Origin of the sequence: Rhizobium sp. BG4, from assembly GCF_016864575.1 — a bacterium.
Classification (GTDB): domain Bacteria; phylum Pseudomonadota; class Alphaproteobacteria; order Rhizobiales; family Rhizobiaceae; genus Rhizobium.
This window is the reverse complement of sequence record NZ_CP044125.1, coordinates 854,453-875,161: the sequence shown is the minus strand read 5'-3', so window position 1 is coordinate 875,161 and position 20,709 is coordinate 854,453. Positions and strand designations below refer to the sequence as shown.

Annotated in this window: 21 protein-coding genes and 1 pseudogene; 13 read left to right on the top strand and 9 right to left on the bottom strand. The window is 63.7% G+C overall.

All coding sequences use genetic code 11. The annotated features are described in order from the left end of the window. Positions 1–232 precede the first annotated feature (232 nt). From F2982_RS04630 to F2982_RS04605, 6 genes are all read left to right on the top strand, one after another. On the top strand, positions 233–2,515 hold the full coding sequence (locus F2982_RS04630; RefSeq protein WP_203429388.1) for an EAL domain-containing protein: 2,283 nt from the start codon (positions 233–235) through the stop codon (positions 2,513–2,515). A gap of 64 nt (positions 2,516–2,579) precedes the next feature. Continuing rightward, positions 2,580–3,590 (top strand): ligase-associated DNA damage response exonuclease, encoded by a 1,011-nt coding sequence (locus F2982_RS04625; RefSeq protein WP_203430011.1) that lies wholly within the window; start codon positions 2,580–2,582, stop codon positions 3,588–3,590. Positions 3,591–3,788: 198 nt separating this feature from the next. Continuing rightward, complete coding sequence (locus F2982_RS04620; protein ID WP_203429387.1) at positions 3,789–5,417, top strand: cisplatin damage response ATP-dependent DNA ligase; 1,629 nt, start codon at positions 3,789–3,791, stop codon at positions 5,415–5,417. A gap of 107 nt (positions 5,418–5,524) precedes the next feature. Next, a complete protein-coding gene (locus F2982_RS04615) occupies positions 5,525–6,445 on the top strand; it encodes an alpha/beta fold hydrolase (protein WP_130278808.1) in 921 nt (306 codons plus the stop codon). A gap of 90 nt (positions 6,446–6,535) precedes the next feature. Further along, entirely contained in the window at positions 6,536–7,417 is an 882-nt protein-coding gene (locus F2982_RS04610; RefSeq protein ID WP_112719235.1) for a L,D-transpeptidase, read from the top strand. Positions 7,418–7,597: 180 nt separating this feature from the next. Then, positions 7,598–8,314, top strand: coding sequence for a L,D-transpeptidase (locus tag F2982_RS04605; protein WP_203429386.1), 717 nt, complete (start codon positions 7,598–7,600; stop codon positions 8,312–8,314). Positions 8,315–8,414: 100 nt separating this feature from the next. Here the strand turns inward: F2982_RS04605 and F2982_RS04600 are convergent, their stop codons facing one another. Next, the gene (locus F2982_RS04600; protein WP_203429385.1) at positions 8,415–8,813 is read right to left on the bottom strand and encodes an ester cyclase; all 399 of its coding nucleotides are present in this window, start codon (positions 8,811–8,813) and stop codon (positions 8,415–8,417) included. 35 nt (positions 8,814–8,848) lie between these two features. Further along, positions 8,849–9,121 carry a hypothetical protein gene (locus tag F2982_RS04595; protein WP_203429384.1) on the bottom strand — a complete coding sequence of 91 codons (273 nt, stop codon included), beginning with the start codon at positions 9,119–9,121 and terminating at the stop codon, positions 8,849–8,851. Here F2982_RS04595 and F2982_RS04590 point away from each other — a divergent pair. Beyond that, positions 9,111–10,076 (top strand): phytanoyl-CoA dioxygenase family protein, encoded by a 966-nt coding sequence (locus tag F2982_RS04590; protein WP_203429383.1) that lies wholly within the window; start codon positions 9,111–9,113, stop codon positions 10,074–10,076. The genes F2982_RS04595 and F2982_RS04590 overlap by 11 nt on opposite strands. A gap of 16 nt (positions 10,077–10,092) precedes the next feature. On the opposite strand, the gene F2982_RS04585 is transcribed toward F2982_RS04590, so the two are convergent. The 5 genes from F2982_RS04585 to F2982_RS04565 form a co-directional block, all read right to left on the bottom strand. Further along, entirely contained in the window at positions 10,093–10,587 is a 495-nt protein-coding gene (locus tag F2982_RS04585; RefSeq protein ID WP_199626418.1) for a GNAT family N-acetyltransferase, read from the bottom strand. A 300-nt stretch (positions 10,588–10,887) separates the two neighbouring features. Then, entirely contained in the window at positions 10,888–11,079 is a 192-nt protein-coding gene (locus F2982_RS04580) for a hypothetical protein (RefSeq protein ID WP_199626420.1), read from the bottom strand. Between the two features lie 126 nt (positions 11,080–11,205). Continuing rightward, the gene (locus F2982_RS04575) at positions 11,206–11,754 is read right to left on the bottom strand and encodes a redoxin family protein (protein ID WP_203429382.1); all 549 of its coding nucleotides are present in this window, start codon (positions 11,752–11,754) and stop codon (positions 11,206–11,208) included. A gap of 150 nt (positions 11,755–11,904) precedes the next feature. Next, the gene (locus F2982_RS04570) at positions 11,905–12,621 is read right to left on the bottom strand and encodes a hypothetical protein (protein WP_203429381.1); all 717 of its coding nucleotides are present in this window, start codon (positions 12,619–12,621) and stop codon (positions 11,905–11,907) included. 41 nt (positions 12,622–12,662) lie between these two features. Beyond that, the gene (locus F2982_RS04565; protein WP_203429380.1) at positions 12,663–13,307 is read right to left on the bottom strand and encodes a helix-turn-helix domain-containing protein; all 645 of its coding nucleotides are present in this window, start codon (positions 13,305–13,307) and stop codon (positions 12,663–12,665) included. 115 nt (positions 13,308–13,422) lie between these two features. Here F2982_RS04565 and dmeR point away from each other — a divergent pair, with 115 nt between their 5' ends. The 3 genes from dmeR to bla all read left to right on the top strand — a co-directional run bounded on the left by dmeR (position 13,423) and on the right by bla (position 15,659). Then, positions 13,423–13,695, top strand: coding sequence for a metal/formaldehyde-sensitive transcriptional repressor (dmeR, locus tag F2982_RS04560; protein WP_203429379.1), 273 nt, complete (start codon positions 13,423–13,425; stop codon positions 13,693–13,695). 18 nt (positions 13,696–13,713) lie between these two features. Beyond that, complete coding sequence (gene dmeF, locus F2982_RS04555; RefSeq protein ID WP_203429378.1) at positions 13,714–14,694, top strand: CDF family Co(II)/Ni(II) efflux transporter DmeF; 981 nt, start codon at positions 13,714–13,716, stop codon at positions 14,692–14,694. A 77-nt stretch (positions 14,695–14,771) separates the two neighbouring features. Continuing rightward, entirely contained in the window at positions 14,772–15,659 is an 888-nt protein-coding gene (gene bla / locus F2982_RS04550; RefSeq protein WP_203429377.1) for a class A beta-lactamase, read from the top strand. Positions 15,660–15,762: 103 nt separating this feature from the next. Here the strand turns inward: bla and F2982_RS04545 are convergent, their stop codons facing one another. Then, positions 15,763–16,266 (bottom strand): hypothetical protein, encoded by a 504-nt coding sequence (locus tag F2982_RS04545; RefSeq protein ID WP_203429376.1) that lies wholly within the window; start codon positions 16,264–16,266, stop codon positions 15,763–15,765. Between the two features lie 156 nt (positions 16,267–16,422). Between F2982_RS04545 and F2982_RS04540 the strand changes: the two genes are divergently transcribed. From F2982_RS04540 to F2982_RS04530, 3 genes are all read left to right on the top strand, one after another. Continuing rightward, positions 16,423–16,653, top strand: coding sequence for a type II toxin-antitoxin system VapB family antitoxin (locus tag F2982_RS04540; protein ID WP_203429375.1), 231 nt, complete (start codon positions 16,423–16,425; stop codon positions 16,651–16,653). Further along, the gene (locus tag F2982_RS04535; RefSeq protein WP_348652513.1) at positions 16,653–16,973 is read left to right on the top strand and encodes a type II toxin-antitoxin system VapC family toxin; all 321 of its coding nucleotides are present in this window, start codon (positions 16,653–16,655) and stop codon (positions 16,971–16,973) included. Before F2982_RS04540 ends, F2982_RS04535 begins: the two co-directional genes overlap by 1 nt. 371 nt (positions 16,974–17,344) lie before the next feature. After that, positions 17,345–18,274 carry an IS110 family transposase gene (locus F2982_RS04530; RefSeq protein WP_203428144.1) on the top strand — a complete coding sequence of 310 codons (930 nt, stop codon included), beginning with the start codon at positions 17,345–17,347 and terminating at the stop codon, positions 18,272–18,274. Between the two features lie 88 nt (positions 18,275–18,362). Here the strand turns inward: F2982_RS04530 and F2982_RS04525 are convergent. Further along, a pseudogene (locus tag F2982_RS04525) lies at positions 18,363–20,700 on the bottom strand (glucose/quinate/shikimate family membrane-bound PQQ-dependent dehydrogenase). Positions 20,701–20,709 lie beyond the last annotated feature (9 nt).

Here is a 20,709-nt window from a genome sequence, read left to right as displayed (position 1 = left end):
CTCTGGTTGCTATGGAACATATAGCTATTTCGGAACAAATGGATGTTTGTTTTTGGCACGAAAACCTTGCCTGTCAGTAACCGCAGGGCGCAAACGCAAACTCTTGTAGATGATTATTTGGCGCCCTTTCACCTTTCCATTTAAGCAAGCCGAAGGGAATGCGCATTAGCCTATTCGCAATTTCTATTGTCACTTTTGCAGCGTACGGCCTGGGCCGGTTGGGAGCGTCGTCATGAACGAAATGAGTGCCAAACAATGGCAGTCTGACGGCGATCTTGCAGAAGAAACCAAGCGTCTCGTTGTCGCCACCGAAGCGATGATGGCCGCCAACGCCCATCAGTCCGACGGCATCGAGAATGTCCGCCTCAAGGCGATCGTCCACGCGCTTCCCGATTTCCTCTACGTCAAGGATCGCGACAGCCGCTTCGTCTTCGCCAATGCCGTCGTCGCCCGCAGCCACAATTTCGAGAATGCCGCCGATATTGCCGGCAAGCGCGATTTCGATCTCTTCGAATTCGAGATGGCGCGGCGCTATTTCGATATCGAGCAGGAGATCATGTCGACGGGCGTTCCGGCGCTCGACATGGAAGAGATCATCCCGATGCCCGGCCGCAAGCCGATGTGCCGGCTGACCTCGAAGATCCCGCTGCGCAACGATCGCGGCGAGGTGGTCGGCCTCATCGGCGTCTCCAGAGACATTACCGAGCGCAAGCGCCAGGAAGACCTGCGCCGCGGCCAGTCGGCCCTCCTCGAAATGATCGCCCGCAACGAGCCGTTGGAAATGATCCTCGAGGCGCTCGTTCTGCTCATCGAGGCCGAGCTCGATGGCGTCACCGGTTCCGTCCTGCTGCTCGACCGCGACGGCACCCGGCTTCATCATGGTGCGGCCCCGAACATGCCGAGCGCCTATAGCCGGATGATCGACGGCATACCGATCGGCCCGAAGGTCGGCTCCTGCGGCACCGCCGCCTGGCGCGGCAAGACCGTCATCGTCTCCGATGTGCTCTCCGATCCGCTCTGGGAAGATTTCCGCGGCGTCGCCGCCGAATTCGGCTTCCGCTCCTGCTGGTCGGCGCCGGTCCTGACCTCGCAGAACAACGTGCTCGGCACCTTCGCGCTCTATTCCGATACGGTGCGCGAACCCAGTGAGCACGAGCGCGAAATGGTGGCCGTCGCCACCCATATCGCTGGCATCGCCATCGAGCGCAAACGCGTCGACGACCGCATCTATTTCATGGCCCATCACGATGACCTGACGGGCCTGCCGAACCGCGCCTTCCTGAAGGAGCGCATGGCAAAAACCCTGTTCCAGGCAGGCCGCAACAACCGCAAGGTCACCGTCGCCTATATCGACCTCGATAATTTCAAGGACATCAACGACAGCCACGGCCATGCTGCGGGCGACGAGGTTCTGAAGGAGATTGCCGCACGCATGGTCAATTGCGTGCGCGCTTCCGACATGGTCGTCCGTCTCGGCGGCGATGAGTTCCTCGTCGTCCTCGTCCATCAGTCCAGCCACGATGCCGGCATCCAGCGCCGCCTTCGCGAGCTGCAGAAGGCACTGACCCGGCCGGTTATCCTCGATGGAACGGAATTCCCCGTCACCAGCAGCATCGGCGTTGCCGCCTTCCCCGCGGGCGGCAACACGCCGGAAGAGCTGATCGCCAATGCCGATCAGGCCATGTACCGGGCCAAGGAACTCGGCCGCAACAGGCTGCAATATCACAATCGCCAGCGCGACTACTGCGTCGATATCCCGCTGACCGAGGAAGAGGAGCTGCGCCAGGCGATCGTCGCCGATCATCTCTGCCTGCATTACCAACCGCAGGTCGCCGTCGTCTCCGGCCGCCTGACCGGCCTGGAGGCGCTGGTGCGCTGGAACCATCCGCAGCGCGGCATGATCCCGCCCGGCAATTTCATCCCGCTTGCCGAAGAGAGCGGCCTCATCATCCCGCTCGGTCTCTGGGTGCTGAACGAAGCCTGCCGCCAGGCGCGCGAATGGCAGGATCGCGGCCTGAAGCCCGTCACCGTCGCCGTCAACGTGTCCGCCAAGCAATTCGCCGATCCGGATTTCGCCGGCCACGTCCACGAAGCGCTGGAGCGCCACCGCCTCGATCCGCGCTGGCTGGAGCTGGAGCTCACCGAAAGCACCGTCATGCAGGACGTCGACAAGGCGATCGGCATCATGGGCCGCCTGCACCGGCTCGGCGTGCGCCTGTCGATCGACGATTTCGGCGCCGGCTATTCCAGCCTCGCGGCGCTGAAGACCTTCCCCTTCGACCGGCTGAAGATGGACCGCTCGCTGGTCGAGGCGCTCCCCGGCGACAAGACCGCCGTCGCCATCGCCTCGGCCGTCATCTCGCTCGCCCAGACCCTGCAGCTGACCGTCGTCGCCGAAGGCGTCGAGAGCGACGCCCAGCTGGAATTCCTGCGCTGGGCAAAATGCGAGGAGGCCCAGGGCTTCCGCTTTGCCAAGCCGCTGCCGCCGGGCGATGTGGTGCGCATGCTCAAGTAGCGGGCGGCGCAATTTCCGCCCGCTACTGGCGCTTCGCAGCGATGCCGCTATCTTCCCTCGGATGATGCGACCCGACGCCCTGCTTTATCCCGCCCCCGAAGGGCTCTTCTGCCCGGAGGGCGGGTTCTATATCGATCCTGTCAGGCCGGTCGACCGGGCGCTCGTCACCCACGGACATTCCGATCACGCGCGCCCCGGCCATCGCCATGTGCTGGCAACGCGCCAGACGCTCGATATCATGCGGCTGCGCTACGGCGAGGACTTTGCCGGCAGCGAACAGGCCGCCGCCTTCGGCGAGGAAATCTCCGTCAACGGCGTCAAGGTGAGCTTCCATCCAGCCGGCCACGTCCTCGGCTCGGCACAGATCGCGGTCGAGAAGAACGGCACCCGCATCGTCGCTTCCGGCGACTACAAGCGCCGCCCCGATCCGACCTGCGCCGCCTACGAACCCGTCCCCTGCGACGTCTTCATCACCGAGGCGACCTTCGGCCTGCCGGTCTTCCACCACCCGGACCCGATGGACGAGATCGGCAAGGTCTTCGCGTCGCTGCGCCAATTTCCCGAGCGCACCCACCTGATCGGCGCCTACGCGCTCGGCAAGGCCCAGCGCGTCATCCGCCTTTTGCGCGATGCCGGTTACGACCAGCCGATCTATATCCACGGCGCCATGGAGCGGCTCTGCGATTACTATCAGGGGCAGGGGATCGATCTCGGAGAGTTGCTGCCCGCCACTGTCGAAGGCCGCGACAAATCCGCCTTCAAGGGCGCCATCGTCGTCGGCCCGTCATCCGCCTTCGCCGACCGCTGGGCGCGCCGCTTCCACGAACCGCTCCCCGCCTTCGCCTCCGGCTGGATGATGGTGCGCCAGCGCGCCAAACAGAACGGCGTCGAACTGCCGCTGGTCATCTCCGACCATTGCGACTGGCCGGAACTGACCGAAACGATCACCGAACTGCACCCGTCGGAAGTCTGGGTCACGCACGGCCGCGAGGAGGCGCTGGTGCGCTGGTGCGAGCTGCAGGGTGTGAAGGCGAAGCCTCTGCATCTGGTGGGTTATGAGGATGAGGGGGATTGATTGTGGAGTGTGCAGCGACCCCCCTCTGCCCTGCCGGGCATCTCCCCCACAAGGGGGGAGATCGACTCGCGGCGCGCATCTCCCCAAACAATCGAGATTGGAGCGAGCGGGCGAGCCCAGCTAATCTCCCCCCTTGTGGGGGAGATGTCCGGCAGGACAGAGGGGGTACCCCACCCAGAGTTCAGGCGGCCCCCACCCATGAAACCCTTCGCCGACCTCCTCGACCGTCTCGTCCTCACCCCCTCGCGAAACGGCAAGCTCAAGCTGCTCACCGACTATTTCCGCGACACGCCGGACCCGGATCGCGGCTACGGCCTTGCCGCCATCGCCGGCACACTCGAAGTCCGCAACGTCAAGCCCGCCATGCTGCGCGAACTCGTGCTGGAGCGCATGGACGAGGTGCTGTTCCGCTATTCCTACGACTATGTCGGTGATCTCGCCGAGACCATTTCGCTGGTCTGGGACAATGAGAAGGATATCGAGCGTTCGGCGCTTGCCCAGCCGCGTCTTGGCGAGGTGATCAGCCATATGAACGCGCTCGGGCGCACCGAAGTGCGCAGCTATGTCCGTGACCTGCTCGACCGGCTGGATTCTTCCGGCCGCTTCGCCTTCATCAAGCTCGCCACCGGGGCACTGCGCATCGGCGTCTCCGCCCGCCTCGCCAAGCAGGCGCTCGCCGATCTCGGGGCGAAGGATGTCACCGAGATCGAGACGCTCTGGCACGGCCTCGAACCGCCCTATGAATCGCTGTTCGCATGGCTGGAAGGCAAGGGCGGCAAGCCGGTGCTGGCGACGCCGGCGATCTTCCACTCCGTCATGCTCGCCAATCCCGTCGAGGAGGGCGACCTCACCAATCTCGATCCAAAGGACTATGCCGCCGAGTGGAAATGGGACGGCATTCGCGTCCAACTCTCCCGCTCCGGCGACACGCGAAAGATCTATTCCCGCTCCGGTGACGACATCTCCGGCGCCTTCCCCGATGTCCTCGATGCCATCAGCTTCAACGGCGTCGTCGACGGCGAGCTGCTGGTCGGCGGCACGGCGCGCTCCAACAGCCCGACGCGCACCTTCTCCGACCTGCAGCAGCGCCTGAACCGCAAGACGGTGACCGGCAAGATGCTCGAGGAATACCCGGCCTTCATCCGCGCCTACGACCTGCTCTTCGACGGCGAGGAGGATGTGCGCGGCACTGTCTACACCGAACGCCGCGACCGCCTCTCGGAGATCATCGAACAGGCGCCGCACGACCGCTTCGACCTCTCGCCGCTCGTCGATTTCTCCACCTGGGAGGAGCTCGACGGGCTGCGCTCCACGCCCCCCGATCCGGTTATCGAAGGCGTGATGATCAAGCGCAGGGACAGCGTCTACCAGGCGGGCCGCATGAAGGGGCCGTGGTTCAAGTGGAAGCGCAATCCCTATAATGTCGATGCCGTGCTGATGTATGCGCAGCGCGGCCACGGCAAGCGCTCCAGCTATTATTCCGATTTCACTTTCGGCGTCTGGGCCGAGATGCCGGATGGAGAACAGCTGGTGCCCGTCGGCAAGGCCTATTTCGGCTTCACCGATCAGGAGCTCGAAGTGCTCGACAAGTTCGTGCGCAACAACACCACCGAGCGTTTCGGCCCGGTCCGCGCCGTCAGGGCGGACAAGGAGTTCGGCTTCGTCGTCGAGGTCGCCTTCGAGGGAATCAACCGCTCGACCCGGCATAAATCCGGCGTGGCGATGCGTTTCCCGCGCATCTCGCGTCTCAGGCCCGACAAGCCCAGCTACGAGGCCGACCGGCTGGAAACGCTGGTCGCCATGATCGACGCCAGGGCGGCGGAATGACGCGCCTGCGCAAAATGCCGCAGGGTCACATTTTCAACACAATGTGTATTGGTTGTCATTGCATTTGCAGGCACATTTTAGCGGCCGGGTACATAGAGTGCTGAACAATGACCGATGACCAGAATGCCTTCTTCCGTCAGCGCCGCTCGGTTCTTGCGGGCATTGCCGGAAGCCTGCTGCTGCCGGGCATGGCCCGCGCTTTCGACGTTCCCGCAAAGCCCAAGCTGATCTCCCACGACTACGCCAAGGTCCGCAGCCATTTCCGCACCAAGCTGCTGCAGAAAGGCCCGGCGCCGGACAAGTACGAAACCCTCGTGGCACCCGCCGATGGCGACCAGATCTTCTACCGCTCGGGGGCGGGCAGTGAACTGGAACTGCGCGCCTGGGTCAGCAAATATACCCGCACCCGCCAGCCCAAACCCGCCGTCCTCTTCCTGCATGGCGGCAATGCCATGGGCATGGGCCATTGGGTGCTGATGAAGCCCTATATGGATGCCGGTTTCGTGGTGATGATGCCGTCGCTGCGCGGCGAAAACGGCCAGATGGGCAATTTCTCCGGCTTCTACGACGAAGTCGACGACGTGCTCTCTGCCGCCGACCGCATGGCGCACCTGCCTGGTGTCGACCAGAATCGCCTGTTCATCGCCGGCCACAGCATCGGCGGCACGCTGACCATGCTGGCGGCGATGTCGACCCACAAGTTCCGCGCCGCAGCCCCGATCTCCGGCAATCCGGACGCCTTCCGCTTCTTCAACCGCTACCCGCAGGATATCCGCTTCGACGACAGCAACGAGCGGGAATTCGAGGTCCGTACCGCGCTCTGCTACGCCGAAAGCTTCAAATGCCCGGTCCGCGTCGTCCACGGCACGGAAGAGGAGCATTTCAACGACCGCGCCGACCTGCTTGCGCGGCGCGCGCGGCGCGCCAACATCCGCATCGAAACCGACACGGTCGCCGGCAACCACACCTCGGCACTCCCCGCCGAGATCGCCCAGAGCATCCACTTCTTCCAGGGCGTGGCGGCGTAAAAACCGCCCCCGACACCAGCTTCACGCCAGCCGCAAATGCCATCCTTCCGGCAGATATGTTTCTCTGCCGATTTCGATAAGGGTGGATTTATGGAATTCTTGCGCCGGGTGCTGCCTCTTGCCGGGCTTGCTGTTGCTGCCTTGTCTCTTGCCGGCTGCAACGTGCTGATCCCCGATACCGGCGCCACTGATCCCGCCCGTTTCGTGCAGGAGACTGCGCCGGTCTTCTATCAGCCGGGCACCAATCCCAATCGCGTGCGCCCGATCGATGCGCCGGTGCCGCAGCGGCCCGGCGTTCCGGCGACGATCTACAATCAGAGCTACGGCATCCCCGGCCGCACCTTGGGCGCCACCGATCCGGGCGTTACTTACGGCATCCCAAGTGCTGCATCCAGCCGGACTTACGGCCTGCCGGTCAGTAATCCTGTCAGTGTCGCCATGTATGCCGAAAAGCAGGATGGCGATTTCCGGCTGCCGGCCATTCCCGTCAGCCGCGTCAGTTCCGAGTACCTGCGCCAGGAAGTCGATTATCCGAGCAACGAAAAGCCCGGCACGATCGTTGTGGATACCCGAACCAAACACCTCTATCTCATCGAGCCCAATGGCAAGGCGATGCGCTACGGCGTCGGTCTCGGCCGCGAGGGCTATGCCTGGTCGGGCCGTGGCGTGATCCAGTGGAAGCAGAAATGGCCGCGCTGGACGCCGCCCGACGAAATGGTCCAGCGTCAGCCCGACGTGCGCTCCTTCTCCGCCGAGAACGGCGGCATGAATCCCGGCCTCGGCAATCCGCTCGGCGCCCGCGCCATGTATATTTTCCATGACGGCAAGGACACGCTCTACCGCATCCACGGCACGCCCGAATGGCAGTCGATCGGCAAGGCGACCTCGTCCGGCTGTGTACGCATGCTGAACCAGGATGTCGTCGATCTCTACGACCGGGTTTCCGCCAAGGCTGAGATCGTGGTGATGTAGCAGCGCAACAGCGCCACCGATATCGTGCGCTCACTGCTGGACAAGACTTCGTGAAGCTATGGTTTATTTAGCTGGGGCCGATAGATTTCAAAGAGACGTTCATTGCGTCGAATGAATCAAACGGGGACCGGCCTGCCGTTACGGGCCGGTTCCGCGTCAGAAGGAAGTCCCTCCCAGGCCATGAGCTTCGAAAAACCTCTTTCCCGCCGCAGCTTTCTGTCTTTCTCGGCATTGACCGCGGCCTCCGCGCTCGCCGGCTGCGCTTCCACATCCAGTGCCCCGGGCGTCCAGCCCGTAGCCTTCCGCGTTCCGCGGCTCTTCCAGACGACGCCGGCCCCCACCGATGCCGAACTGGAAGTCATGTATGGTCCGATCGAAGACGGCGGCTTCCTGATCCCCGCCGTTCCCTATCAGCAGATCGATCCGCGCTTCTACCGCCGGCAGGTCATCGACCCCACCGGCCAGGCGCCGGGGACGATCGTCGTCGATACGCCTTCGCGCTTCCTCTATCTCGTCCAGCCGGGCGGCACGGCGATGCGCTACGGCGTCGGCATCGGCCGCGAAGGCTTTGCCTGGTCCGGCAACGGCGTGATCCAGTGGAAGCAGAAATGGCCGCGCTGGAAGCCACCGAATGAGATGGTCGCCCGCCAGCCGGAGCTCACCAAGTATTCGATCGCCAATGGCGGCATGGAGCCGGGCCTGAAAAATCCGCTGGGCGCGCGTGCGCTCTACATCTTCTCCAATGGCGAAGACACGCTCTACCGCCTGCACGGCAATCCGGAATGGCGCTCGATCGGCAAGGCCGTCTCATCCGGCTGCGTCCGCCTGCTAAACCAGGACATAATCGACCTCTACGACCGCGTACCGCAGAAGACCCCGATCGTCGTCTGGCAGTAAGCAACTGCTGTCGCGTTGGCGGCGGCGAACGCCGCAAGCGCAGGGCAGGCCACATAAGAAAGCACTCCAAGCCCGCTTGGGGTGCTTTTCATTTATATCCTCAAGCGCCCAGCTGCGCCTCGACCGCCGCCTTGTCGATCACCGACCAGACCGCGCGCACCTTCCCGTCCTCGAGGCGGTAGAAGACATTCTCCGCAAAGACGATGCGCCTGCCATTCACCGGCAGTCCCATGAACTCCCCCACTGGGGCGCAATCGAAGGCGAGCCGTGCCGCGATATGCGGCGGGTCGGAGATCAGGAGGTCGATGGTGAAGCGCAGGTCGGGGATTTCCCGGTAATCCTTCTCCAGCATGGCGCGATACCCGGAAAGCCCAAGCGGCCGGCCGTTACGTTCCGCGTCGGGATGGACGAAGCGCCCGAGCTGCGCCCAGTCCTGCGCGTTCAGGCAATCGATATAGCCGCGGTAGAGAGCCGCCAGCTGTTCTTTCGTCTCGCTCACGCTTTTCTCCTCAGGACTGTGCCGATCTCCAGGGGTTAATCCGAAAGAAGTATCGAGGTTCCCATCTTCTTCGGCAAAGCTTGGCGAATGCAGCCGGCAGAGAAGGTTGCAAGTCGATCCACCGTCCCGTCATGGTTATATTTGGTTTCAAAAAGTATAGCCATTTTCCTATCAACAAAGAAATGCCGCATTGCAGCACAATCTTGCTCGCGCTGCTCAATACTTGCCGCCCTGGCAAGCTCTCGTCCGCGACTGACTGAAGAACACTCTGGTCTTCCGAAAGAAAAGGATAGTTGAATGCACGGCATGTCTGTCTCCTCGTCGAATGATCTTGAAGCCGTCGCCCGCAAGGGTGGCAAGCTGCGCCGCATGGCGGTGCGCATCCCCACCTATCTCGCCGATATCAGGGAAAACCCGGCCTGGCTGCCGATGTTTCTTTTGGCGCGCACCATTCCCGGCCGCCGCGCCCATTGGCTGACGGCCAGGCGCGTCAACGACGGACCGCAGGTGCTGTCGTCGCTGTTTGCAGGCGTCGAGGTGGATGATGTCGTGGATAGCCTTAAGGGAGAGGGGCTGTTTTCGGGGCTCGTCCTGCCCGGCCATATCCACCGCGAGATCGCCGGTTTTGCCGCGGAGACGCCGTGCTTCGGCAATTTCGACCGCCGCCTGGAATTTCGCGCATCGGAGCATCGCGATGCCGAGAAGCGCTTCGGCCGCGCGCTCCTGAGCGGCCATCATTTCGAGCGCGCGCTGGATTGCGATGCCGTGCTCGCCGTGCAGAAGGATCCGCTGCTATCTGCGGTCGCCCGGCGTTATCTCGGCGCGCAGGCGCAGCTCATCACCACCCGCATCTGGTGGAGCTTCCCGACCGAAGCCAGCGAAGCAGACCGCAGCCTTGCCTCGCTCGACAAGTATCACTTCGATCTCGACGACTGGCGGATGCTGAAATTCTTCTTCTATCTCGTCGATGTCGACGAGGACACCGGTCCGCATATCTATGTCAGGGGCAGCCACAAACGGCGCCGGATGAAGCACCAGCTGACATTGCTCGTCGGCCACCCGGCCGATGAGATCCTCGATTATTACGGCAGTGACAGCGCGGTGACGCTGACCGGCAAGGCCGGACAGGGCTTCGTCGAAGATCCGTTCGGTTTCCACATGGGCACGGTGCCGAAAACAGCGCCGCGGCTGATGATGGAAGTCGGCTTCGGCGTCTCGAAGCCGTCCCGGCGCCGTTTCCACGGCGAGCCGGTGATCCGCTGAAAAGCCTTGCTGGCGCTCAGGCGAGCGCCTGCATGTAGCGCATGCCGGTGACCGGGCGCGCCGTGAAATCCATGTACTGGTAGAAGCGGTGCGCCTGGATATTGCCGGTCGCGGCGCTGACGGAAAGGTAGTCGCAGCCGGCGGTCTTCGCCGTCTCGCGGGCGCGGTTGACGAGATGCTGGCCGATGCCATGGCCGCGATGGCCGTCGCGCACGAAAAGATGGTGCAGGTCCATGCCCCGCTTGCCTTCCTGGGCGCGGTAGAGCGGGCAGAGAATGGCGTAGCCGATCAAGCCCTCGTCGGTCTCGGCCACCAGCGCGGTGATCCACGGAACCGGGCCGAAGAGATCGCGCTCCAACTGCTCCGGCGTTGATCCTGCGGCATCGCCGTGATGCAGCGCCAAGAGGCTGATCATTTCGTTGAGTTCGGGCAGATCGCGCGGCTTTGCCGTGCGGATCGTCACCACGGGCGCCCGTATCAATGAGATTTCGCTGTCTTCGATTTCAATCATGGCCTTCGCGTCCTTTTCTATTTCTGCCGTCAGGACGCTGCCGATACAACAAAGCCGCCTGACGGCGGCTTGTTGACAATATGATCTGTCGAGCCGCCCCTTACAGGTACAGCCAAAAATACGTGCTGGTGATGTGCGCGTTCTTGATCATGAAGCGATAGATTCTCCAGATCGCCGATTTTGTCAATGGCACTTTCGGGCGCTTTTGGAGGTATCTGCGCAATTAACAAAACACATAGATCAGCCCGGCGATCGCCGCGATGCAGATGAGGGCGAGTGTGCCGCGTTCGATCCGGCCGCTCATCGCGGCCACCATGCCGCAAGCGAGGAGAGGCTGAAGATCAGGGCGACGGCGAGGGTGATTGCGCACCAGCCGAGCGCCCGGCGCACGGATTGCGGCAGGCGCCGCAGCGCCGGTTCGATTTGTGCCGGAGCGGCGGATGCCACCGCTTCGGCCTTTACTTCCTGCTGTTCATCCCCGGAATTCTCCATCGGGAGACCTCGCATCGCCGCTCGGTGTCAGCCGTTGCATCCCCATGAAAACGCGCCGGCAGGGATGGTACACTGCCGGTGCCGGTCTGGCTTTTGCATTTGACATGTCGGCGCCGGAAATCGGCGTCAGCGTTCGGATACTTCGCAGCGCCCATCCGCGCAGCCATCGCCGCCGCCCGCGCTCTCGCCCGCATCCTTCACCGGCGCCGCCAGCGCCATGGCGATCCTGGCGCCGACGGCCATGTCGTCTTCGACGCCGAAGGCGTGGTGGAGGATGGTGCCGTCGCGGCCGATGAGGACGGAGGAGGGGGTGCCGCGCAGGCCGTAGCGGCGCATGGTGACGGGAATGTCCGACTGGCCGTCGGCCTGATCGACGCCGATGGGCGAGGTCAGCCGGTATTCGTGGATGAAGGCCTTCAGCGTCACCGGCGTCATCGCCTCGTGATGCTCGAAGACGGTGTGCAGGCCGATGACCTGCAGGTCGGTATGGCCGAAGAGCCGCTCGATGCGGCGCACCTGCGGCAGGCTTTCGGATACGCAGCCCGGGCAGAGAAGCTGGAAGCTGTGGAGATAGATCACCCGTCCGCGCAAGCCTTCGAGGGTCAGTGGCGTCCTGGTGTTGAACCATTGGCTGACGGCGAGTTCCGGCGCGGCAATAGCGGTTTCGTTCGGCATTGCTGAAATCCTTTCGTGAGCCGGCCCGCCCCGGCGCAGTTGCAAACGGCGCATGCGGGGGAGTAAGTCTGGGCGGCTTTCTCTTTTCCATTTGCCTGGAGAGAGGAACATGCCGGTCCGCCGATGGCAGTTGGCGGACCGGCGCCTTCCTCACTTGGCGGGCATGACCTTGCCGGGAAGACTGAGATTGCCCGAGGCCACCTTGAAGACATTGTCGACGCAAAGCAGCGGCGAGTGCAGGTTGCCGTTGATCTTCAGCCCGGCCGTCACGCCATCATAGGACGCGCCCTTGATGCCGCCGATCAAGGACAGCGGTATGGTGACGTCGACCGTATCGCCCTTCAGCGCCGTCGGATATTCCGGGCTGTCGATCAGAAGCGGCACGCCCGGCCAGGTGGCAGGCAGCTTCGGCTTGCTGCCTTCGGGGATATCACTGACCTTCAGCCCGCCGGCGCAGGCCTTGTCCTCGTTCAGCACCACCCAATGCGGATGCCAGACGGAGCGGTTCTGCTTGCCATAGGCGGCATCGTCGAAATCCGGATGGAAGGTGACGGCGAGCGCGACGATCCCCTTGTCCTTCTCGAAGCCGATATCGCCGCTGTTGAGCGAGGTCGGCCAGACATAGGCATAGACGCCGGATCCCTCGAATTTGCCTGTCGCCGCGGGCTTTTCGCTACCTGCCTCGCCGCGCACGCGGGTCGAGAAGGTGGCGCTGTCCCTGGTCGTGGTGATCCGCGTCTCGATGATGTCGAACGCCGCCTTCACCTTGTCGTCCGGCTTGGCCTCGACGGAATGGGCAGCAGTGAAATTCGGCGCGAGCGCCAGCGTGCCGGCGATCAGCGCGCCGGTCAGTATAGGCCTGAACATGGTCGGTTCCTTTCCTGTTCCTGTTTGCCTGGAGAGCCTGCCTATCCCTTTTGAAAGGCGTCCCAGGTGGCAGCCCGGGTTGCCGGATCGGCAGTTTCATGTTCGCGGCAATCGACGCGGAAATCGCGTTGGCCGAAGGCCGCATTCACGAAGTCGCAATGATGCGGTTTTGCCGCGTCATCGTGCTGGTAGGGGCGGAAATAGCGGCAGGTGGCGCACATGCGCTGCACCGGTATCGCCTCGGCCTCCTGGAGATGCCGGATCATCTTGACGATCGACATCAGCAAATCTTCCTGTTCACCGGCGGGAAGCGCCCGCGCCGCCGCTGCCGCCGATCCCTCGGCTGCACTCGCCTCGGCCAGGATCGCGCGTCCCGCAGCGCTCACCACCACGGCCGCCGCGCGCTTGTCGCCCGCTGCCGCTGCCTTTTCCGCATAGCCCTTGCGCTCCAGCGCTGCGATCGAATCCGTCGCCGTCGGCTGCGAGACGCCGAGATGGACGGCGATCTCCTTGACGCGCACCGGCCGGTCGCGCCCGGCGAGGTAATCGAGGATCGCAAGCTGCGTCGGCTTCAGGCCGGTCGCTTCGGCGCGCGTCCAGTCGTCGCTGCGCATGGCGGCTGCCAGACGCGCCAGGCCTTCGCTGATGCGGTGTGAGATCGGGGTCGGGTCAGATGGCGTTTCCATGATGCCTATATATAGGAGTCCTATATAAATTCAAGATGGACCTGCGGCAGCTTGGCTCTTTCGTGAAAGGGAATACATATGATAGGGTACCCCCTATATTAAATCGAGAGCAGACATGTCCCACACCCAGCACCAGAAAAAGAAGCTGATCGCCCGCATCAGCCGCCTCAAGGGCCAGCTCGAGGCCGTCGAGCGCGCGCTGGATGCCGGGCGGCCCTGCGGCGACATCCTGCAGCTGCTGGCCTCGATCCGCGGCGCGCTGAACGGGTTGACCGGCGAGGTGCTGGACGATCACCTGCATGAACACGTCCTCCACGCCGCCGACGAGAAGGCGCGGGCGGAGGCCGTGGAAGAGATTTCGGAAGTGCTGCGGACCTATATCCGCTGACGAGTTGAGGACTGCGCAATGACTGCGAACACGCTTGAACATGATCACGTCTTCCTGGGCGCCGATCACGACCGCAACGAACGCCGCATCTGGCTGGTGATCGCGCTGACGGCGGTGATGATGGTCGTCGAGATCGGGGCAGGGACCTATTACGGCTCCATGGCGCTGGTCGCCGATGGCTGGCACATGTCCACCCATGCAAGCGCGCTGCTGATCTCGGCCTGCGCCTATCTCTATGCCCGCAAGCAGGCCCATAACCCACGCTTCACCTTCGGCACCGGCAAGCTCGGCGATCTCGCCGGTTTCGCCAGCGCCATCATCCTGGCGCTGATCGCGCTGCTGATGGCCTGGGAGAGCTTCCTGCGCATCACCCATCCCGTGCCGATCAGCTTTGCCCAGGCGATCGGCGTTGCCGTCGCCGGTCTCGCCGTCAATCTCGCCAGCGCCTGGCTGCTGCGCGGCGAGAGCCATCATCACGGCCATGCTAGTGGCCACGGCCACGATCACGGTCACCACCACCACCACGGGGATCACGCCCATCACGCCCCCGGAAATCACGGCCACGGCGCCGACAATAACATGCGCGCCGCCTATATCCACGTCATCGCCGATGCGTTGACCTCGGTGCTCGCTATTGCCGCGCTTGCGCTCGGCAGCGTCTATGGCTGGCTGTGGCTCGATCCGCTGATGGGCATCGTCGGCGGCGTCATCATCGCCCAGTGGTCCTACGGCCTGATGAAATCCTCCGGCCGCGTGCTGCTCGATGCGATGGAAGAGAACGAGGATCTGCCCGGCGAAATCCGCCAGGCAATCGAAACCGGCGGCGACCGCATCACCGACCTGCATGTCTGGCAGGTCGGCCCCGGCCACCACGCGGCGATCGTCGCCCTCGTCAGCGCCGATCCACAGGCGCCCGAGGTCTATAAGGCGAAGCTTGAGGCGATCGGCGAATTGTCGCATGTGACGGTGGAGGTCAGCCGCGCAAGGGCTGCAGCCTGATATCTTTTTTGGCGCGGCGACATCGCGCCACAATCGCTCCTTAATTCTGTCCTCCGGTGATTCTGCCGGAGGATTTCATGCCCATTGCCCTGACCCGCCGGAGCCTGATGATTGGCTCTGCGCTTCTCTATCCTGCCGTCATGCTGGTGCCGGGAGCGCGGGCCGATGACGATGATGTCGACCAGCAGCTGGCGGCACTCGAAAAGCGCACGGGCGGGCGCCTCGGCGTCTCGGTCATGGACACCGGCACCAATGTCAGCTTCTCCAATCGCGAGACCGAGCGCTTCCCGCTGCTCAGCACCTTCAAGGTCCTGGCCTCCGGCATGGTGCTCGCCCGGGTTGATAAGGGCGAAGAAAATCTCGAACGCCGCGTCACCTACGATCAGGACAAGATCGTCACCTATTCGCCGGAAACCGAGAAGCATGTCGGCGCCGAAGGCATGACCGTCGGCGAGCTCTGCAAGGCGGCGATTACGCTCAGCGACAACACCGCCGGCAACCTGCTGCTCGAAAGTCTCGGCGGCCCGGAAGAGCTGACCAAATGGCTGCGCTCGATCGGCGACACCTCGACCCGCCTCGACCGCATCGAGACCGCGCTCAACGAAGGCAAGAAGGACGACCCGCGCGACACGACGACGCCGGATGCGATGCTGGATACGCTCGGCAATCTCACTCTCGGCTCGGTTCTGTCGGAGCCCTCGCGCACGCAGCTGATCGACTGGATGGTGGCAAATACCACGGGCGCCGCCCGCCTGCGCGCTGGGCTGCCGGAGGAGTGGAAGATCGGCGACAAGACCGGCACGGGCAATAACGGCTCGGCCGCCGATATCGCCGTCCTCTGGCCGGAGGAAAGCGGCTCGCCGATCCTGGTCGCCACCTATATCGCCGAGGCGACGGCGCCGGTTTCCGAGCTCAACGAAGTCTTTGCCGAAGTCGCCAAGATCGCCGCCGGCATGCTGCAATAATCAATTCCATCAAGTCGATGCGGCGGAGATGTGAATCTCCGCCGCATGGACTTGAATCGGATTATGAAGGGGCGCCGGACTGTGCCGATCGGCCCGGGACCGGTCAGCCCGAAGTGGTCTGATTGTCGGATGCTGTCTGCGGCACGTCTGCCGTCGCCTGGCTGCCCTTGCCGTCGTCGTCGATGCCGGTAAGCTGCTTCTTGATCGCATCGGCGATCTGCTTTTCGATCGCCGCCCGGGCGTCCGGATCCATCGCCTTGAGGCTCTCTTCACTGAGGCCCATCTGGTCGAGGATGCTTTTGCGGATCTTCTCCGCCGGCGTCATGTTGGCGTAGTCCTGGAATTCCTGAAGCAGCGCATCGTGCTTCTGCTTGGCCTCGACATCGGCGTCCGTCTCTTGCGCGATCGTCGTATCCGATGCCGTCTGCATCGACCACATCACGCTGGAGATCGAAGGCGCCGTATAGCTCGGCGCCATCCCGCCGCCGACTTCACGCGCACTGCTCTCCGTCTGCATCGGCGCGTTCTGCTGCTGTTGCTTGGCGCGCTGGTCGCTGGAAAGATTGTAGGGATTGAAAAGGCTTAGAACACTGCCGTTGATTTCCATGAAAAGGACTCCCTCAAAGATTGCGCAGACCATCGGCGCGGAAACATGCGCGAAGCTGGATTTGCTTATTTAAGGTTGTGCTGAAAAGGTGGATGGCTAGGTTTGCTGACAGCGGGTGAGGGGTGTGGTATATCCCTTTTACGGAAAGGATATCCCATGGCTCTCTACGTCAAGGATGAGGAGGTCGAGCGGCTGGCGAAGGCCCGGCGGCAGACCAAGACCGAACTGTTGCGGCAGGTCCTGCAGAAGGAAATCGAGCGAGAGGGCATCAAGCCTTCGCTTGTCGAAAAGGGCATGGAGTTCGCCCGCAAGCTCAGAGCGAAAGGCGACCCCGCAGCCCGCCAGCCTGCCGGCAAGGCCTTCATCGATAGCCTCTACGAGGACTGATGATGTTTGTCGACGCATCGGCCCTGACCGCCATCCTGACATCCGAGGCGGATGGCCCAGACTTGCTGGCGCGCCTACAATCAGGCGATCGCCGCCTCACGTCGCCGCTCGCCGTCTGGGAAACGGCGGTCGCCGTCGCCCGCATCCTCGGCCTCGATGTGGCGGACGCCCACCAGGCAGTCGAAGACTTCCTGCAGCTCGCCTCGATCGAGGTCATCGCCGTTCCGGCAGAAACCCGCCACGCCGCCATCGCCGCCTACGCCCGCTTCGGCAAATCACGGCACCCGGCCGTCCTCAACTTCGGCGACTGCTTCGCCTAAGCCTGCGCCCGTGAACAGCGCGTGCCGCTGCTCTACAAGGGGGATGACTTCGCGCAGACGGATATTGAGGCTGTGCTTTGACTGGGTGAAATCAGCGCCCGGAGCCCCCTCATCCGCCCGTTGGGCACCTTCTCCCCGCTGGGGAGAAGGGAATGCCGTCGATGCCTCTTGTGCCAACTTCCCCTTGTAACTTCCCAAACGCCGGCTTTGAGGCTTTGATGGCTTCAGCGGTGGCGAGCGAGAGACCGAGGCCCCTCTGGGACACCAAGCCCGCGGGAGAGCACGGGTCCTCGCCCGCCGTTCCATTGAACCCGAACAGTCGCCAGGGCCGCTTGCGAAAGCAAAGCCCGATTAGGCAAGGATGGGATCAGATGGATAGGATCATCGGTATCGACGTTTCGAAGGAGCGGCTCGACGTTGCCGTCTGGCCGCAGGGCGAGGCTTTTGCTGTCGGCAACGACGACGATGGCATCCGCGAACTGACCAGCCGCCTGAAGGCGATCGGCGCCGATGCAATCGCGCTCGAAGCGACTGGCGGTTTCGAGACCCTGGCAACAGCAGGCTTGTCTGCGGCGGGATTGACGGTGCTTGTCGTCAACCCTACTCAAGTGCGTGCCTACGCGCAGGCGATCGGCCGCCGGGCCAAGACCGATCCGATCGATGCGGCCGTCATTGCCGCCTTCGTTGCGGCGACCAAGCCCGCTATCCGGCCGCTACGTGATGCTGAGACGCAAGCTCTGTCGGCTCTCGTCAGCCGCAGGCAGCAGATCGTGCAGATGATCGTGGCGGAAGAGAACCGGGCGCGCATGGTGCGCGACAGGCAGGCGCAGAAGAGTATCCAGCGCCTGCTCGCCGCACTCAGGCGCGAGCTTGCCAGCATCGACGCCGATATGGACGGCCATATCCGCAAGTCGCCTGTCTGGCGGGTGCGCGAAGCGCTGCTGACATCGGTGCCGGGCGTCGGGCCGGCAACCGCGCGCACGCTGCTGGCCGAGATGCCAGAGCTCGGCAGTCTCGACCGTCGCCAGATCGCGTCGCTGGCAGGCCTTGCGCCCTGGACGCGGCAATCGGGCAAGTGGAAGGGCAAGAGCTTCATCGGCGGCGGCAGGGGCAAGGTGCGTGCGGTGCTGTTCATGGCGGCTCTGGTCGCCAGCCGCTACAATCCCGCCCTCAGAACCTTCCGCGATCGCCTCGTCGCACAAGGCAAGCCGAAGATCGTCGCTATCGTCGCAACCATGCGAAAGCTCCTCACCATCCTCAACGCCATCATCAGGGACAACAAACCATGGCAAGACGCTTGACGCAGAAGACAGTCGCTCTCCCCTTGGGGAGAGGGTAGGGTGAGGGGGCTCCGGGTGAGACGGACCTTCTACTGACGAGAACCCTCCATCAAGGCAACGTATACCCAATCACATAATCCCCAGGCTTGGTCCCAACCGACCCATGCCCGCCGGCAACCATCACCACATACTGCTTGTTGTCAGAGGTCGTGTACGTCATCGGCGTCGCCTGCCCACCGGCCGGCAGGCGGGCCTGCCAGAGCTGCGCGCCGCTGGTGACGTCATAGGCGCGCAGATAATTGTCGACCGCGGCACCCAGGAAGGCCACGCCGCCCTTGGTCATCATCGGGCCGCCGATGCCGGGGACGCCGACCTTGAAGGGCAGGGGCAGCGGCGTCATGTCGTGCACCGTGCCGTTCTTGTGCATATAGGCGATCTTGCCGGTGCGCAGGTCGACGCCGGCGACATAGCCCCATGGCGGCGCCTGGCAGGGGATGCCGAGCGGTCCGAGGAACGGGCCCATGAACACGCCGTAGGGCGCGCCGTCATTGCGGTTGAGGCCCTGTTCGCTGCCCTTCTCGTCCTGGCCGCGCGGCGGGATATCGGCGGCCGGAACGAGCCTCGAGGTGAAGGCGAGATAAGTCGGCATGCCGAACATGATCTGCCGCTCCGGATCCACAGCGACGGAACCCCAGTTGAAGGTGCCGAAATTGCCGGGATAGACGATCGTGCCCTGAAGCGACGGCGGCGTGTAGCGGCCCTCGTATTTGTAGCGGTGGAACTCGATGCGGCAGGCGAGCTGATCGAACAGCGAGACGCCCCACATGTTCTTTTCCTGCAGCGGATCGGGCGAGAAAGTCAGATCCGAGATCGGCTGCGTCGGCGCCGTCTTGTCTTCCGGGATCGCCCCCGGGGGCGGGGATTTCCTTGAAGGGAATGATCGCCTCGCCGGTGCGCCGGTCGAGCACATAGATATCGCCTTGCTTGGTGGGCGCCACCAGCGCCGGCACGACCGAGCCGTCGGGCTTGGTCATGTCGAAGAGCACCGGCTGGGCCGGAACGTCCATGTCCCAGAGATCGTGGTGGACGAACTGCTGCACCCATTTCAGCTGCCCGCCATTGATGTCGAGCGCTGCGACAGACGACGAGAACTTCTCGACATTGGCGCTGCGGTTCATCCCGAGCTGGTCGGGCACCTGGTTGCCGAGCGGGATATAGACCATGCCGAGGCCCTCATCGACCGAGAGCACCGACCAGCTGTTCGGCGAGTTGGTCGTGTAGGTCTGCCCCTGCGGCAGCGGCGTCGTCACATCCGGATTGCCGGAATCCCAGTTCCAGAGCAGCGCGCCGGTATTGATGTCGAAGGCGCGGATGACGCCGGACTGTTCCTGCGTCGAATAATTGTCGTTGACGGCACCGCCGATGATCAGCTTGCCGGCAACGGCAACCGGCGGCGAGGTCGAATAGTAGTAACCGGCCGGATTGTATTTCATGCCGGTCTCGAGATGCAGCGTGCCCTTGTCGGCAAAGTTTTCGCAGACCTTGCCATCGGCGGCATCGAGCGCGATCAGCCGCGCGTCCGAGGTCGGCAGGTAGACGCGGTCGGCGCAGGGCTGGCCTGCCGCCGTCGCCGTGTCGCGATAATAGGTGACGCCGCGGCAGGTCTGGTGCTGCCGGTCCGGGTTCATGCCGGAATTGGCGTCGAACTTCCATTTCTCCTTGCCGGTCTTGGCATCGAGCGCGATCGCCCAGTTATGCGGCGTGCAGAGATAGAGCGTGTCGTTCACCTTCAGCGGCGTCACCTGATAGGTGGTCTCGCCGACATCGTCGGGCCGCTTGACGTCACCGGTCTGGTAGCGCCAGACCTCTTTCAGGTCCTTGACGTTGGTGGCATTGATCTGGTCGAGCGGCGAATAGCGCTGGCCGAAAGGCGTGCGCCCATATTGATGCCATTCGCCATCCGGCACGTCGCCGCCGAGGGGCGGGGCGGCCGCCACCACATCCTTCGGCAGGTCGCCCGCAAGATCATGCGGATCCGTGGTCATCGAGTAGCCGGCAACCAGGATGGCGATGATCACGGGCACGCCGAGCGGCCAGGGATTGGTGCTGTAGACGGCACCGGTCGGGCTCGCAAAACCGAGCGGCCGGCGGATCCAGGGCGTCAGCAGCCAGAGCCCGAGCAGGATGATCAGGCCGCCGCGCGGCCCGAGCTGCCACCAGTCGAAACCGACTTCCCAGACGGCCCAGATCAGCGCCGCGACGACGAGCGCCGCATAGACCCAGAGCGCCACCGCCTTGCGCATGAAGAGTAGCACGCCGGTGATGATGAACATCAACCCGGCGAACAGGTAGAAGATGCTGCCACCGAGCAGCACGAGCCAGAGCCCGCCGCCGCCAAGCGCCAGTCCGATGAGAAGAAAGAGGATGGAGGTTATGGCAATCGCCATGAAAGGATC

Coding starts and splice junctions, on each gene's coding strand:
- F2982_RS04630 (WP_203429388.1), top strand. CDS start 233: ATGAACGAAATGAGTGCCAAACAATGGCAGTCTGACGGCGATCTTGCA.
- F2982_RS04625 (WP_203430011.1), top strand. CDS start 2,580: ATGCGACCCGACGCCCTGCTTTATCCCGCCCCCGAAGGGCTCTTCTGC.
- F2982_RS04620 (WP_203429387.1), top strand. CDS start 3,789: ATGAAACCCTTCGCCGACCTCCTCGACCGTCTCGTCCTCACCCCCTCG.
- F2982_RS04615 (WP_130278808.1), top strand. CDS start 5,525: ATGACCGATGACCAGAATGCCTTCTTCCGTCAGCGCCGCTCGGTTCTT.
- F2982_RS04610 (WP_112719235.1), top strand. CDS start 6,536: ATGGAATTCTTGCGCCGGGTGCTGCCTCTTGCCGGGCTTGCTGTTGCT.
- F2982_RS04605 (WP_203429386.1), top strand. CDS start 7,598: ATGAGCTTCGAAAAACCTCTTTCCCGCCGCAGCTTTCTGTCTTTCTCG.
- F2982_RS04590 (WP_203429383.1), top strand. CDS start 9,111: ATGCACGGCATGTCTGTCTCCTCGTCGAATGATCTTGAAGCCGTCGCC.
- F2982_RS04595 (WP_203429384.1), bottom strand. CDS start 9,121: ATGCCGTGCATTCAACTATCCTTTTCTTTCGGAAGACCAGAGTGTTCT.
- F2982_RS04585 (WP_199626418.1), bottom strand. CDS start 10,587: ATGATTGAAATCGAAGACAGCGAAATCTCATTGATACGGGCGCCCGTG.
- F2982_RS04580 (WP_199626420.1), bottom strand. CDS start 11,079: ATGGAGAATTCCGGGGATGAACAGCAGGAAGTAAAGGCCGAAGCGGTG.
- F2982_RS04575 (WP_203429382.1), bottom strand. CDS start 11,754: ATGCCGAACGAAACCGCTATTGCCGCGCCGGAACTCGCCGTCAGCCAA.
- F2982_RS04570 (WP_203429381.1), bottom strand. CDS start 12,621: ATGTTCAGGCCTATACTGACCGGCGCGCTGATCGCCGGCACGCTGGCG.
- F2982_RS04565 (WP_203429380.1), bottom strand. CDS start 13,307: ATGGAAACGCCATCTGACCCGACCCCGATCTCACACCGCATCAGCGAA.
- dmeR (WP_203429379.1), top strand. CDS start 13,423: ATGTCCCACACCCAGCACCAGAAAAAGAAGCTGATCGCCCGCATCAGC.
- dmeF (WP_203429378.1), top strand. CDS start 13,714: ATGACTGCGAACACGCTTGAACATGATCACGTCTTCCTGGGCGCCGAT.
- bla (WP_203429377.1), top strand. CDS start 14,772: ATGCCCATTGCCCTGACCCGCCGGAGCCTGATGATTGGCTCTGCGCTT.
- F2982_RS04545 (WP_203429376.1), bottom strand. CDS start 16,266: ATGGAAATCAACGGCAGTGTTCTAAGCCTTTTCAATCCCTACAATCTT.
- F2982_RS04540 (WP_203429375.1), top strand. CDS start 16,423: ATGGCTCTCTACGTCAAGGATGAGGAGGTCGAGCGGCTGGCGAAGGCC.
- F2982_RS04535 (WP_348652513.1), top strand. CDS start 16,653: ATGATGTTTGTCGACGCATCGGCCCTGACCGCCATCCTGACATCCGAG.
- F2982_RS04530 (WP_203428144.1), top strand. CDS start 17,345: ATGGATAGGATCATCGGTATCGACGTTTCGAAGGAGCGGCTCGACGTT.